The 13,801-nt window shown below is 73.9% G+C and carries 9 protein-coding genes; 3 read left to right on the top strand and 6 right to left on the bottom strand.

Annotated elements, in window-relative coordinates; translation table 11 throughout:
* Nucleotides 1–67: 67 nt before the first annotated feature.
* Nucleotides 68–1,288, top strand: coding sequence for an MFS transporter (locus tag ACFYMU_RS07570; protein WP_388369349.1), 1,221 nt, complete (start codon nucleotides 68–70; stop codon nucleotides 1,286–1,288).
* Between the two features lie 637 nt (nucleotides 1,289–1,925).
* Here ACFYMU_RS07570 and ACFYMU_RS07565 read toward each other — a convergent pair.
* From ACFYMU_RS07565 to ACFYMU_RS07540, 6 genes are all read right to left on the bottom strand, one after another.
* Complete coding sequence (locus ACFYMU_RS07565; protein WP_388369347.1) at nucleotides 1,926–2,609, bottom strand: ABC transporter; 684 nt, start codon at nucleotides 2,607–2,609, stop codon at nucleotides 1,926–1,928.
* Nucleotides 2,606–4,132 (bottom strand): ABC transporter permease, encoded by a 1,527-nt coding sequence (locus tag ACFYMU_RS07560; protein ID WP_388369344.1) that lies wholly within the window; start codon nucleotides 4,130–4,132, stop codon nucleotides 2,606–2,608. Before ACFYMU_RS07560 ends, ACFYMU_RS07565 begins: the two co-directional genes overlap by 4 nt.
* Nucleotides 4,129–4,995 (bottom strand): ABC transporter ATP-binding protein, encoded by an 867-nt coding sequence (locus ACFYMU_RS07555; RefSeq protein ID WP_388369341.1) that lies wholly within the window; start codon nucleotides 4,993–4,995, stop codon nucleotides 4,129–4,131. The genes ACFYMU_RS07560 and ACFYMU_RS07555 overlap by 4 nt, the downstream gene beginning before the upstream one ends.
* Nucleotides 4,992–5,846: a zf-HC2 domain-containing protein gene (locus ACFYMU_RS07550; RefSeq protein WP_388369338.1), complete on the bottom strand. Its 855-nt coding sequence runs from the start codon at nucleotides 5,844–5,846 to the stop codon at nucleotides 4,992–4,994. Before ACFYMU_RS07550 ends, ACFYMU_RS07555 begins: the two co-directional genes overlap by 4 nt.
* A complete protein-coding gene (locus ACFYMU_RS07545) occupies nucleotides 5,843–6,394 on the bottom strand; it encodes an RNA polymerase sigma factor (RefSeq protein WP_388369335.1) in 552 nt (183 codons plus the stop codon). Before ACFYMU_RS07545 ends, ACFYMU_RS07550 begins: the two co-directional genes overlap by 4 nt.
* Nucleotides 6,395–6,534: 140 nt before the next feature.
* On the bottom strand, nucleotides 6,535–11,526 hold the full coding sequence (locus ACFYMU_RS07540) for a multicopper oxidase domain-containing protein (RefSeq protein WP_388369332.1): 4,992 nt from the start codon (nucleotides 11,524–11,526) through the stop codon (nucleotides 6,535–6,537).
* 447 nt (nucleotides 11,527–11,973) lie between these two features.
* Here ACFYMU_RS07540 and ACFYMU_RS07535 point away from each other — a divergent pair, with 447 nt between their 5' ends.
* Nucleotides 11,974–12,639, top strand: coding sequence for a response regulator transcription factor (locus ACFYMU_RS07535; protein WP_388369329.1), 666 nt, complete (start codon nucleotides 11,974–11,976; stop codon nucleotides 12,637–12,639).
* Complete coding sequence (locus ACFYMU_RS07530; RefSeq protein ID WP_388369326.1) at nucleotides 12,629–13,720, top strand: sensor histidine kinase; 1,092 nt, start codon at nucleotides 12,629–12,631, stop codon at nucleotides 13,718–13,720. The genes ACFYMU_RS07535 and ACFYMU_RS07530 overlap by 11 nt, the downstream gene beginning before the upstream one ends.
* The last annotated feature ends 81 nt before the right edge of the window (nucleotides 13,721–13,801 follow it).

The raw sequence follows: 13,801 nt of genomic DNA, 5'->3' as shown, positions 1-13,801 counted from the left end.
TCGGGGCGTGGCCTAGCCTCGCCGGGAGTACCGAGCGGGAGCGAAACGAGCGAGGAGTGCCGGCCACATGAGATCCCTCCTGCCTCCACCCGGACCCGCGCGGCTGCTGACGGTCATCGTGATGGTGATGACGCTGGGCCAGGGGCTGTGGATGGCGCTCAGCGCGATCTACGCGGTGACCGTACTGCACCTGACGTCCGGTCAACTCGGCGTGAGCGTCAGCATCGCCGCCGCGATCGTCCTGCTGTCCAGCATCCCGCTCGGGCATCTGGCCGACCGGGCCGGCCCGCGCACCGTGCAGATATGGTCGTTCCTGGTGCTGACCGTGCTGACGTGCGGTCTGCTGTTCGTCACCGACTTCTGGCCGTACCTGGTCGTCGTCTCCGCCCAGGGCATCGCCTACCGGGCGGGACGCAGCGCCCGCAAGGCCATGATCGCGGGGCTGATCCCCTCGGCGAACCGGGTGGCCGTGCTCGCCCAGATTCGCGCGGCCTCCAACGCGAGCGTCTCGGTGGGGGCCTGCCTCGCCGGTCTCGTCCTGGCCGTGGGATCCCGCGAGGCGTACCAGGCGGCGGTGGGCTTCGTCGCCGTCACCTTCCTGATCACGGGCCTGCTCACGGTGAAGGAACCGTCCGTGCCCCCGGTCCCGGCCTCGGCGGGCCCCGCGCTCGGGGTGCTGCGCGACGTGCCGTACCTCACCTTCGCCGCCCTGGACGGGCTGCTGACCACGCACACCGTGCTGCTCGACGTGGTGCTGCCCCTGTGGGTGCTGCGGCACACGGGGGCGCCCCGCTGGATGAGCGCGGCCATCCTGCTGCTCAACACCGTCCTGGTGGTGGCCGTCCAGACCCGGGCCGCCCGGGGCGTGGACGACCCGACGGCCGCCGCGCGGGCCAGCCTCCAGGGCGCGGGCTGTGTCGCGGCCGCCTGCCTGGTGTTCGCGCTGAGCGACAAGGCGGCAGTGCTGCCCGCCTGTCTGCTGCTCGCGGTGGGCGCCGTCGCCCACGCCCTCGGCGAGGTACGGCAGGCGGCCGGCAGCTGGGGCATCGCCTTCGACCTGGCCCCGGACCACGCCCAGGGCCAGTACCAGGCCACGCACGCGATGGGCGCCGACATGGGCAAGATGATCGCCCCCGCGGTCTTCACCTGGCTGGTGCTCGGTCATGGGGCGCTCGGCTGGGCGGCCCTGGCCGTGGCGTTCGCCGCTCTGGGCACGGCCATGCCACCGGTCGTGGCCCGCGGACTGCGCACGCGCTCCGCCACCGGCGAGGTGACACCGACCGGGTGACGCCCACCGGGCGACGACAGCCGAGTGACGACGGCTGGTGACGGCCCCCGGTGACGACGGCCGGTGACGGCCCCCGGTGACGGCCGCCGGTGACGGCCCCCGGTGACGACGGCCGGTGACGGCCCCCGGTGACGGCCCCCGGTGACGACGGCCGGGTGATGCCCACCGGAGTCGCCCGCCGGGAACACCCACCGGGGCCGTCGACGAGGGTCACCCGCCGGGGCCGTCCGCCGAAGTCGCCCACCGGGGACGTCGACCGAGGTCACCCGCCGGGGATGTCGACTGATGCCCACCGGAGTCGCCCGCCGGGAACACCCACCGGGGCCGTCGACCGGGGTCGCCCGCCGGGGCCGTCCGCCGAAGTCGCCCACCGGGGACGTCGACCGAGGTCACCCGCCGGGGCCACCCACCGGGGATGTCGACCGGGGCCGCCCAGCGGGGACGCCCGTCGGGTGGGCCGTCGGCGACGGCGGCACGGCTCGGAGTTCTGACGCCGTGCGGCTCCCGTCCGCGGACCGGTCCCCGGGGACGGCCGCGCCCGTCCCCGCCACCGTCAGCGGCGACGGCGGCACGGCCCGGAGCCCAGACGCCGTGCGTTTCGCCGTGGCGGCCGCCGCGGCCGCGCCCCGGAGCCGAGTCACCCGCCTGCGCCGCGCCGGGGGCGCAGGCCCCCGAGTCGGCGGCACGGCTCCGGCGCGCACACCAGCCAGGCGGCCAGCACGGCGGCCAGAATGCCGCACCACAGCACGTGGGCGTCCGCCCAGCGCGGGTCGCCCAGCGGCACGAAGGGCGTGGCGTCGGACGAGAGCAGCACCGCGGCCGTGACCGGCAGCGCCAGCACGGCGCCCGCCACGCCCGCTCCCGGCATCCGTACCTCACTGAACCGCACCACCGCCGCGGCCAGTGCGAGCGCGAGCCCGGACAGTGCGCCGGCCTCCACCGTCACCGCCGCCACCGGGACCGCGGCCCACTGCCCGGCGCCGGCGCCGGCCCGTGCGGCGGCCAGCACCGCCGTCCACCACACCGCGATCGCCGGCAGCACCGCGGCCACGCGCAACGCCTGCCGCAGCGGGCGCGGCACGGGAAGCGTGCCGACGGTGTGCCGGGCCGGATCGTCCAGGACGAACGCCGTCCCCACCGCCCCGCACCACGCGGACCCCCGCACCACATCGACCAGCGTCTGCGCCGAGTACCCCGTCGAGAACAGCACCGGTACGGCGGCGACGACCAGCCCCAGCCCCCAGCCGGCGGCGAGCCGGGGCCACGGCAGGGACCGCACGGTGGGGCGCACCAGGGCCGTCACCAGGCCCCGCCGCCTCATGCGCAGCTCCACTCGCGGTCCGCGGCCGTCTCCGCCGGAGCGGTGACGCCCAGCAGGGCGGCCGCGCGGTCGGTGGTGGTGCCGCGGGCGGAGAGCTCCGCCCAGGACGCCTTCACCCGGCGTTCCACCTCCCCCTGCGGCTCGGCGAGCAGCCGCTGGAGCACGGCGAACTCGCGGTCCCGCAAGGAGATCGGTTCGACCGGCGCCGGGATCAGCCCACGGCTGGCGCGGCCGCGCCCGGTCGCGGCGGACGTCGCCGCGCCGTCCGGGGTGGCGTGGATCGCCAGCCACGCCATCAGGACGCCCTGCGCGTCGCAGTGCGCTCCGCGGTGGCGCTCGTCGCCCACCACCAGGCCCCGGGCGACGCTCGCCGCGAACTCCAGCTCCCACTCACCGCCCCACGCCGTGCCGGCCGTCGCCTCGCCCGGCGCGGCGGGTGACGGTTCCGCCTGGCCCGACGGCCCGTCGAGGGCGGCGACCTGCTGCCGCACGGTCAGGGCCCGCGTCGCCTGCGGTGTGCCGGCCAGCGACCGCACCCTGTCCGTCACCCGGGCCCACTCGCCGATCCAGGGGGTGAACTCGGGGAAGGCGCAGTACGTCGTCGTCCCGCGCCGCTCGCAGTGCTGCACCGCCGCCGGATGACGGGTCGCCACCTCGCGCGCCTCGACCACCGCCTTCGACGGCGCCAGGCCCTGGAGCACGACGGCGGTCACGATCACGCCGAGCGCCCCCAGGGCGGTGGCCCGCACGGCCCGCGTCCGGCCGCCGCTCACCCGTACCGCCCCGGCCGCCGCCAGCACCGAGAGCGCCAGCAGATACAGCGCGTGCCATCCGGCGGGCCGCCCCAGCAGGTCGGACGGAAGCGGGCGCAGGCCCTGGTCGAACAGCACCGGGGCCATCCTGCCCAGCCAGGCGTCGGCGTGCGGGGAGGGCGGGAAGACGAAGGTGAGCGCCAGGAGGGCGATCGCGGCCAGGGGAGCCATGAACGGTGACAGGACCGCCCGGCCGAGCAGCACCCCCAGGACCGCGGGCAGCAGCACCAGCAGCGGCCCGGTCAGGAGTTCGAACACCGATCCGTGGCCCACCGCCCCGGGCTCGAGCGCCGCCGCCGTGAACTGCCCGGCCACCAGCAGCGCTCCCACCGCCACCGCCGGCAGCACCGACAGCACATGGGCGACGGTGCGCTGCCACGGCGGCAGTACCAGCACCGCGAAGTGCCCGTCCGTGCCGTGCCGGTGCGACCGCAGTACCGCCAGGTTCGCGGCGACCAGCACCGCCAGCCCCAGCATCAGCTGTCCCAGATGTGCCTCGCGGTCGACGTCCTGCAGCACCGGATAGGAGCCCCCCGTCCCCCCGCCCGCCCACAGCAGAACCGCCACGTACACCGCCACGGCGGCCAGCACCAGGGGATGCAGCAGCAGGCGCCGCGCCTCCGACCGGGCCAGCGCCGTCACCGCCCGTCGCCCGGCCGCACGCGGCGCCGGGGGCGGCGCCGTGACCGGGGTCCGCGTCGCGGCGGTCATGCCGCCGCCCGGTGCGCCGGGTCGCCGCCGAGCGCGAGGAGGTAGCCGTCCTCCAGCGTCGGTTCGACCAGCCGGGCGCCCGCCGGCGGATCCCCGACGTTGCGGAACTCACCCGCCCCCGTGCGCCATCCGGCCCGGGCGCCCGGATGCCGCTCCGCGCTGCTCCACACCCGGCCGTCGGCCACCGCCGTCAGCTCCGCGGGCGTGCCGTCGAACCGCACCCGGCCCTTGTCCATCACCACGACCCGGCGGCACAGCATCGCCACGTCCTCCGTCTGGTGGGTGGACAGCAGCACCGTGCGGCCCTCCCCGGCCTGTGCGATCAGCTCCCTGAACCTCATCCGCTGCTCCGGGTCGAGGCCGACCGTGGGCTCGTCCAGGACCAGGAACCCCGGATCGCCGACCATGGCCGCCGCGAGGGCCACCCGCTGCCGCATGCCGCCGGAGAGTCTTCTGATCCGCTTGCCGCGCACCTCCGCCAGACCGACCGCGTCGAGGACCCGCCGGACCTCCGCGTGCCGGGCCCGCCGGTCCGTCAGCTCCTTGAGGATCGCCACGTAGTCGACGAACTCGAAGGCGGTGAACTCCGGGTGGAACCCCGGATTCTGCGGCAGATAGCCCAGCACCCTGCGCGCCTCCAGGCGCCCGCGGACCGTGCTCGGGTCGTGCCCGAGCACGGTGAGCGCCCCGGAGTCCGGTGGCGTCGCCGTCGCCAGGATCCGCAGCAGCGTCGTCTTGCCCGCGCCGTTGCGCCCGAGCAGGCCGGTGACGCCTTCGCCGAGCCGCAGCGTCACCTCGTCCACCGCTCGCGTACCGCGATGGCTCAGGGTCAGTCCGACGGCCGAGACCGTGGGCGCTGTCATGACAGCCTCCTTGCCGTGAAGGGGAGAGATCGAAGGGAAGGGCCGAGCGGGCGACCGCTGTCGAAGCGGTCCCGCACCACCGCCAGCAGCGCCGTCGCCGTGACCGCGACCGCCGCCGCCGTGCCCTGACCGGCAGCGGTGAACGGCACCGGCGTCCCGGACGACAGCACGACGTTCAGCGCCACCAGGGCGATCCAGCCACCGCCGACGAGCGCCGGCGCGAGGACCGGCCCCAGCCGGGCCGTCAAGGCGACGCCCGTCGCGGTCAGGGCGAGCGCCGGCAGCAGCCAGCCGAGCACGGCCAGGCCGAACGAGGGCAGCGCCAGGCTCGCCAACCCGCTCAGCGCGGTCGTCGTCGACAGCACCGCGACCGTGCGCACCATCAACAGGCGGAAGGTGTGCATCGGCGCGACCACCGCCGTCTCGTACGTCGGGTCCAGTCCGGGCCCGAACGACACGGCCACCCCCGCCAGCGGCAGCAGCGGCGCGGTGGCCAGCAGCATCAGCGGCGACGCGGCCAGTCCCGCGCCGACGGCCAGCAGCAGGGTGAGCGCCACGGCGCCGAGCCAGGACCGGCGCAGCACCGGGGTCGCGGCGAGCAGCCGCGCGGTGTGGTCGGCGACCCCCATCCGGATCAGCAGCGACTCGGCCGGGCCGGGCCTCGGGGCATCGAGCTCGGCGTCCAGACGGGCCCAGCCCGCGTCGATCTCGGCGGGCGCGACGTGCGCCGAGAGCGCCGCCCGGCAGTCCGCGCAGGCCGCGAGGTGGGTTTCGACGGACCACAGCCGGGGCGGCGCCAGATCCCCGTGGGCGTACTCCCGCACGTCCGCGTCGTCCACATGCCAGCTCATGCCAGCCCCTCCCGCAGGTGCCTCCGGGCGCGCATGGCCCGCGTCTTGACCGTGCCCGGCGGGATGCCGAGCAGGACGGCCGCCTCACGCGTCGTCAGGCCGTCGATCACCGTGGCCTGCAGCACCGCCCGCAGCTCCGGCGAGAGCCCGGCCAGCGAGGCCGCCAGGTCGCCGTGCCGTACCAGGGCCAGCACCTGCTCCTCGGCGGACGCCTCGTCGCGATGACGCAGCCGCGACAGTGCCTGGCGCAGCCGGCCCCGGGCCCCGTCGCGGCGCAGCCCGTCCACCAGGCGGCGCGACCCGATCCGCCACAGCCAGCCCGCCACGTCACCGTCACGGCGGTAGCGGGCCGCTCCCCGCCACACGTCCAGGAACGTCTCCTGCACGACGTCGTCGACCAGCGCGGGATCGGGGCACCGCCCGCGCAGCCGCAGCACCAGCCACGGCGCGTAGCGGCGGTACAGCTCCTCGAAGGCGCGGCGGTCCCCGTCCGCGACGGCCCGCAACAGCTCGGCGTCGCCCGGACTCCCCCGGTTGGTTTCGTTCACACCTCTTCATCGGACGAGGCATGCCTGGCGGTTCACTCGGCGGCTCGCCACTTCGGCGCCGGGCACGGCCGTGGCGGACGTGCGCGGAGGGCGGGCCGCAGCCCGCCCTCCTGTCGTGGTCCCCGCTCAGCGGCCCGTGGTCACCACGGTGAGCGCACCGTCAGCCGAACCGTGAGGGGGCGGGTCGTCCTGCGTCCGGCGACGTTGGCCGCCGAGACCCGGTACCGGTAGGTCGACCCGAGGGTGACGGTGCCGTCCACGAACCGGACCTTCCCGGTCCTGCTGCGGGCCGGGGCCGTGCCGACCTGCTGGAACGTCGCACCGTTGTCGGCGGACCGCTCGATGACGAACCCGGACTCGTTGGTCGCGTTGTCCCGCCAGGTGAGGCTGAGCCTCGGCCCGCTCCGCAGCCCCGCGGCCAGGCCGGTGGGAGGCTGCGGACCGTTGACGCCGAGCGGGTCCGACACCGACCTCACCGTCATGCTCGGGAACTCGCTGCCGTATCCGACCCTGTTGAGCGCGACGACCCGGTACAGGTACGGCGTGGCCACCGAGGCCGTCGGATCGACGAAGGAGCGGGCCTCGTGGATGTTCGGCCGGTCCAGTGGCGAGGCGACCGTGCCCACGTCGGCCCATGCGGTGCCGTCGCCGGACCGCTGGACCACGAAGGACGTCTCGTTGATCGAGTTGTCCTGCCAGGACAGCCGGATCCGGGCGCTGTCGCCGGTGCCCACGACGTCCGAGGAGAGCCCGCTCGCCTTCAGCGGCGGCAGCGCCAGCGACTCGGGGCGCATCATGTCCATCTCCTCGTGGCTGAGGATGTGGCAGTGGATGACGTACTCCCAGCCGAAGTTCACCAGCTTGTTGGTGATGGCGGCCGTCGGATTGCCCTGCGGATCGACGTTGTTGAACATCGACGTGTCGCCCGGTGGCATCGCCGGGTTCAGCGGCCGGACGGAGTTCGGAACTTCGAAGGGCACCGTCGGCACGACCGGCCGCAGTGCGACGATCGTGTCCTCCAGCGGGCTCATCCGCACCGTGTCCTTCCACCCCAGCTCGTTGGCGTCCGGCCGGATGACGATGTTGTCCCAGGTCACCCGGTTGAGGACCTGGACGTCGTACAGGTGGAAGTGGATCGGGTGCGTGTCCACCCCGTTGTGGGTGAACCGCCAGATCTGGGTGCCGTCCGGGCTGGTGCCGAGGGGCGTGACCTTCATGTCGCCCTTGGGCAGGTCGGTGCCGTCGATCAGCTCGGTCTGCGGGTTGATGTACGGGTACAACGTGACGTTCTGCGCCCCCGGCGTCGGTGGCTGCGCCTCGATGCCGAGGTTGGCCTGCATCCTGCCGTAGTCGTCGAACGCGGTCGCGTTCATCTCGTCGTGGATGGCCTTCGGTTGCAGCGGAATCGTCGTCTTGGCGTTCGGCGCCTTGAGCGTGTTGAAGCCGAACGCCGACGTGTCGTTCACCCGGACCAGGCCGTCACAGGTGTTCACGGACGTGTTGGCGACGTTGCAGTTGCTGCCGGCGGCGAAGTTGGTGCCGTACGCCGAGTTGTAGGCCGCCTGCCCGACGACCACCGGGTTCTGCCCGGACTCGAAGACGCCGGAGCCGTCCGCGTGGTGCCGGAAGGCGGCCCGCAGCTTCGTCAGGTCGAACGCCGGAGCGGGTGCCGTGTCCGCGACGGTCACCTGCATCACGGTACGGGTGTTGGGCCCGTACCCCGGCAGGATCGTCGGTGCGCCGGTCGGGCTGAGGTCCGGTGCGCCCGTGTAGTAGTCGTACGAGGGGACGCGCGCCGGGTAGGCCGCGGGGGCGTCGTTGTACAGGATGAGCGTCTTGCCGGCGAACTTCGAGAAGTCCACCAGGACATCGGCCCGCTCGGCAGGGGCGAGGGCCAGCGAGTGCTTGTCCACGTTGCCGACGTCGAAGCGTGTCGGGTCCGTGATCCAGGTCGTCGGCTGCTGACCGTCGATGACGGCCGGGGCGGGCAGGAAGCCGCCCTCGTTGGCGATCTGGATCCAGTCCGGCCCGGCGGCGTCGTTGTTGGCGTCCACCGGGGTGGGCGACACGGTCGGGTCGGTCTGCGCCGCCGCCAGCTCCCCCGGCTTCAGCGCCACCTCGGTCGTGCCGTCGCCCTGCTTCGGATCGGCCGCGTACCACTGGAAGTTGAAGAACCGGTCGTTCGCCGCGTTGAGCAGCCGCATCCGGTAGGTCTTCGGCTGGAGCGTCACCTTGGGGTAGGCGACCCCGTTGACGACGGGCGTGTCGTTGAACTGCTCCATGCCCATCGAGATGTTCGGCGTGCCCGGGATCTGCTCCGGCTCGCAGAACGGGTCGGTCCGGTACTGCCAGGTCGAGGGGACGTCCAGCTTGCACTTCGGGTCGTAGTAGGGGTTGGCGATGGGCCCGTTCCTGGCGGTGCCGGCGGGCGGCCAGAACCACGGCCCGTACATCCAGCGGCCGTACGCGCTCATGCCCGACGGGTCGCCCGGGTTCTGCGCGGGCATGTAGACGTGGTGGTACCAAAAGCTGCCCTTGGTGCCCCAGCGCCTGGTGTTCCACGTCGGGTCCTGACCGTGGGAGACGGTCTTGCCGTCGGCGTCCTTCTGGTCCTTGAGCTGCGCGTCGTCCGGCACGAAGGTGCGGTCCTGGACGAGCAGCGGCACGGTGTCGCCCGCGTCGGGGATGGTGCCGCTGCCGATCAGCGCCTTCTCCGTGTCGTCGGTGACGGTGTAGCCGGCGGCCTCACCCGCGTACACGTTCAGCCGGGTGATGCCGTAGGAGTGGTCGTGGTAGAACATCAGCCGCGCGCTCTGCTGGTTGGCGTAGTAGAACGTCGAGCAGCCGTCGTCCTTCGCGGCGCAGAGGGTCGCCCCGGTGCCGTCCGTCATGTCCGGCACGTTCTGCACGCTGACGCCCTGCGGCCACTCCGTGTTCTCGCCGGCCGGGGTGATCCACTGGTGCGGGGTGCCGTCGCTGATCCAGGGCGTGATGCCGCCGTGCAGGTGCAGGGTGGCCCGGTTGTCCGGGAAGCAGCCGGTCTTGTCGTTCGTGCACGCCGGGTTGCGCACCTCGTCGGTGACGGTGCCGTCGTTCTTCGGTGCGGGCATCGCCATCGGGCCCATGCCCGAGCCCATGCCGGTGCTGTCGACCGGCAGGAACAGGTCGCCGTCGGCGCCCTTGGGGAGCAGGTTGCGGAACACGATCCGCACCGGCCGGTCCTTGGTCGCGGCGACGAGGGGGCCCATCCACTGCGGTGAGGTCACACCCGTGTACGGCAGTGGCTGCCGGGTCCCGTCCATCAGCTCGTTGTAGAGCGGGACCTTCCGTCCGGGCACCGCGTCCGTCGACAGCTGGACGTAGCCCCGTACCAGGGTCGGCGGCAGGTCCGAGGAGAACCGGGTGAGGTACTGCACGAGACCGATCACGTATGCGTCGGCCTGCTTGCCGCCGGTGGTGACGGTCTCCGGCACCGCCAGCGGGACGAACTTCTCCGACGGCTTCGCCGACGGCGCCTGCAGCTGGGCGACGTCGGGGCAGCCCGTGCCGTCCGCCTTGGGGTCGCAGGTGAGCGGCAGGTCGTCCTGGAACTTCTTCATCCCGGCCGAGAGATAGCCGGCCCCCGGGTCGGTGACCTTGACCGCGCTGATCGCGCCGGTGTCCGTCACGGCCTTCGCGGTGGCCCCGGTGCCGCCCTTGCCGGTCGGGTCGGTGATGGTGACATCGGGCGTTCCGCCGTAGCCGGAGCCGATCGTGTCCACCGTCAGGCCGACGAGTCTCAGGCTGCTGGAGACCTTCGCCTCCGTCGCGCCGGGGATCGGGTCGGCCAGGGTCCCGTTGTGGACCGCGACGCCGGGAGCACCGCTGTAGCCGCTGCCGGGATCGTCGACGGTCACCTTGGTGACGCTGCCGTCGGCCGCGAGGTCGGCCGGCTCCACATGTCCCTTCGCCACGGTGCCGTTCGGGTCGTCGGGAAGGTCGAAGTCCACCGTGGGCATGGTGTAGCCCGACCCGCCGTCCGCGACCGCCACGGCGTCCACCCCACCGGAGGCCGTGGCGGCGGCACCGCTGCCGCCACCGCCGGTGATGCCGACCGCGAAGCCGCCGTAGCCGCTGCCGCCCGCGCCGACCGTGAGGCCGACCACGGCCCCCGTCGCCTTGACGGCGGCCTCCGCGGTCGCCGCCGTGGTGCCGCCGTCGACGGTGACGGATGTCGCGCCCGCGACGTAGCCGTGCCCCGGGGCGGTCACCTCGACCGAGGCGATGCCTCCGGTCTGCGGGTCCACCGTGGCCGTCGCCTCGGCGCCGGTCCCGTCGGGGACCACCTGCGCCCCGAAGGAGTACTGCCGGTCCTGGATCGGGTAACGCGGGTAGTCGGCCGAGCCCACCGCCACCGTGCCGCCCTCCTTCGGAGGCACGTTGGTCTGCGGCGTGGTGGAGGTGTCGACACCGGCCGGATAGACGAAGGTGTCCGTGCGGGAGGCGACACCCGTGTCGACCGGGACGCCCTCACCGTAGAAACCGATGACGTCCCCGGCCCGCACGGCGACGTCGGGGACGTCGTACGTCGTGACCTCTCCGGCCGCGGCGGCCGGCGCGGGCACCGCCCGCGGCCCGCTGTCGGACACCACGGTGTACGTGTCCGCCGCGCCCGCCGGCCTGAGGACGTAGGCGTGGAAGAGGCCGCCCTCGGACGCCGTGGGACTCCCGCCGGTCGTGGCCTGGTTCCAGGTCTGGAAGCTCTTGAGGGTGCCGTCGGGGAGCGGGGAGCCGCCCAGGACGACGAGCACCGGCCCGAGTTCGCCCGGCGGCGTCGCGTAGTCGGTCGCGAACGCCCGGTCGGTCAACGGGTTCCCCACCCGCATCGCGGTGGACCTGATGGCCACCCGCGCCTTCGACTGCGTCAGCGGGCTGTTGGCCCAGTTCGGCCACGGGCCGAAGTAGTGCGGGACCTTCGTCTCGTCCGTCGGACCGCTCGGCCCGTCGGCGGCCGCCGCCTGCGCCTGCCGCACCGGTGCGGGCGGCAGACCCGCCAGGACCGCAAGACCCGCCAGCAACGCCCCGGAGCCGATCAACGCGACGGTTCGCCGCACCCTCTTCCCGAACCGTCTTCTCGCCTGTTCGGTGACCATGCCTTCCCCCTCCCCTTGCCGACCTGCCGCGGCCGCCGGCACGCCCGGGTCCGGCCCTTGGCCACCGGGGCGGGAGAACGAGGGCGCACGCCCCTGCCACCGGCCGGTGGCACGACCCGCTGGGGTCGCGCGACCACCCTGCGGCCGGCCGCCGAGAGCGTGCGCGAAGATGACACGCCTTTCATCCATCTGTCATGACGGGGCGTCGTGGGGCGGGCCGAACGGGACGTCACCACAGGGGCCGGATCGCCACACCATGTGAACACACGCTCACGCAGCGCCATCCCCCTCTCCTGGAACGGGCGCCCGACCAGGCCGATCCCGCCACATTCGGAAGACCGCCTGCCGAACACCGGAGCGACACCTATAAAAGATCCGGGGACAGCCGCGGATGACAGCCCAGGGGGCGCTGTCGCATGTGCGGCGGGGGGGAGGACGGTGGCCATCATGGCCCGGTTGCTGGTCGTCGAGGACGAGGCGCGGCTGCGCGCCTACCTCACCCGCACACTCGAGGCGGACGGTCACGTCGTCGACGGCACGGGGTCCGGACCGGACGCCGTGGACCGCCTGCGCGACGGCGAGTTCGACCTCGTGGTGCTCGACCTCATGCTGCCGGGGTACGACGGCTTCGAGGTGATGCGGCGCGCCTTCGACCGGCGGCCCGACCAGCGCGTGCTCGTCCTGTCCGCCGTGGTCGACGTCGCGACCCGGGTCCGCTGCCTGCGGATCGGGGCCGTCGACTTCCTCGGCAAGCCCTTCGCGACCGCGGAGCTGGTGGAGCGGGTCCGCACCCGGCTCCGTACGCCCGCCACCGGCGTCTCCCAGCGATGGCTCCGCGTCGGGGAGGCCACCCTCGACCTCGAACGGCAGGCGCTCAGCGTGGGCGGCAAGGACGTGCCCCTGTCGCACCGCGAGTTCATGCTGCTCGGCCACCTCATGCGGCGGGCCGGGGAGGTGTGCAGCCGGAGCGAACTCCTCGCGAGCGTCTGGGGCTACGCCGACGGCCCGGGCAGCAACGTGGTCGACGCGACGGTCCGCCGGATCCGCGGCAAGGTGCCCCGGCCGGTCATCGAGACGGTGCGCAATGTCGGGTACGCGTTCAGTGCCGGCTGAGCACCCCCGTCTCGTCTTCGCCGGCTGGGTGCTGTTCGCCGTGTGCAGCCAGCTGCTGCTGTTCGTCGTACCCCACCTGGAGACCGTGGCCTTCCACCTGGTGTGGATCAGCATGTCCATCGTCTACGGCTTCCAGGGCTGGTCGGTCCGCCGCATGGCCGTCGTGCTGACCGTGACCGTCCTGGTCACGGGCACGGTGCTGGGCGGGTTCGTGGCGCGGGGCCACGCGGAGTGGGACGAACTCGCCGAAGTGCCGCTGATGGCGCTGGTGTTCCTCGCCATGGTCTGGCACGTACGCCGGCGGGCGGCCGCCCTCGCTCAGACACAGAGCCTCGTCGAGCGCGAGCGCCGCGCGCAGGAGGTCAAGGAGTTGTTCGTCCGCAACTGCTCGCACGAGATGCGTACGCCGATCACGGTGGCCCGCTGCTACGCGGAGATGGTCCGTGACGCGCTGCCGACCCCGCGGAGCAGGGAGGACCTCGATGTCGTGGTGGACGAGCTGGACAAGCTCGGCGGCCTCGCCGGGCGCCTCCTCGTCCTGGCCGACGCCTACGAGTCCACGGCGTTCGAGTGGGGCCCGGTCGACCTCGGCTCCCTCCTGCGGCGGACGGTCCAGCGGTGGCGGCCGGCCTCGGACCGTGACTGGCACTGGGACGCGCCCTCCGTGCTGGTCGAGGGCGACGAGTCCCGGCTGGAGGCCGCCCTCGACGCCCTGGTGGAGAACGCCGTGAAGTTCACCGCGGAGGGCGACGCCATCGTGCTGCGCTGCCGGGGGAACCGCAGCGGTGCCGTGGTCGAGGTGGAGGACACGGGCATCGGCTTCGCACGCTCCCGGGCCGACGACGGCAGCGGCCCCCCACGCTCGTCCGGACGCCCCGGCACGGGGCTCGGCCTGGCGATCGTGCGCGCCGTCGTCGAGGGCCACGGCGGCCGCCTCACCACGGTGTCCGACCGGCCGAGCGGCGCACTGCTGCGGATGACGCTGCCGCTGCGCCCACCGGCGACCGGGCCGAGGCCGGCGCCGCCGGATCCGCCGGCTCGGCGGCATCGGCCGGGGACACCCTCCGGGGAGTCCGGCTGAGTTCCGCCGCACCCCGGTCGTGGTCGACGACGTGCGCCGCGCCCGGCGGACGGCGGACACCGGCCGACCTGAGGGCGGCGC

Origin of the sequence: Streptomyces sp. NPDC007264, assembly GCF_042869095.1 — a bacterium.
In the GTDB taxonomy this organism is placed as follows: Bacteria; Actinomycetota; Actinomycetes; order Streptomycetales; family Streptomycetaceae; genus Streptomyces.
This window is presented reverse-complemented; position numbering and strand designations above follow the sequence as displayed.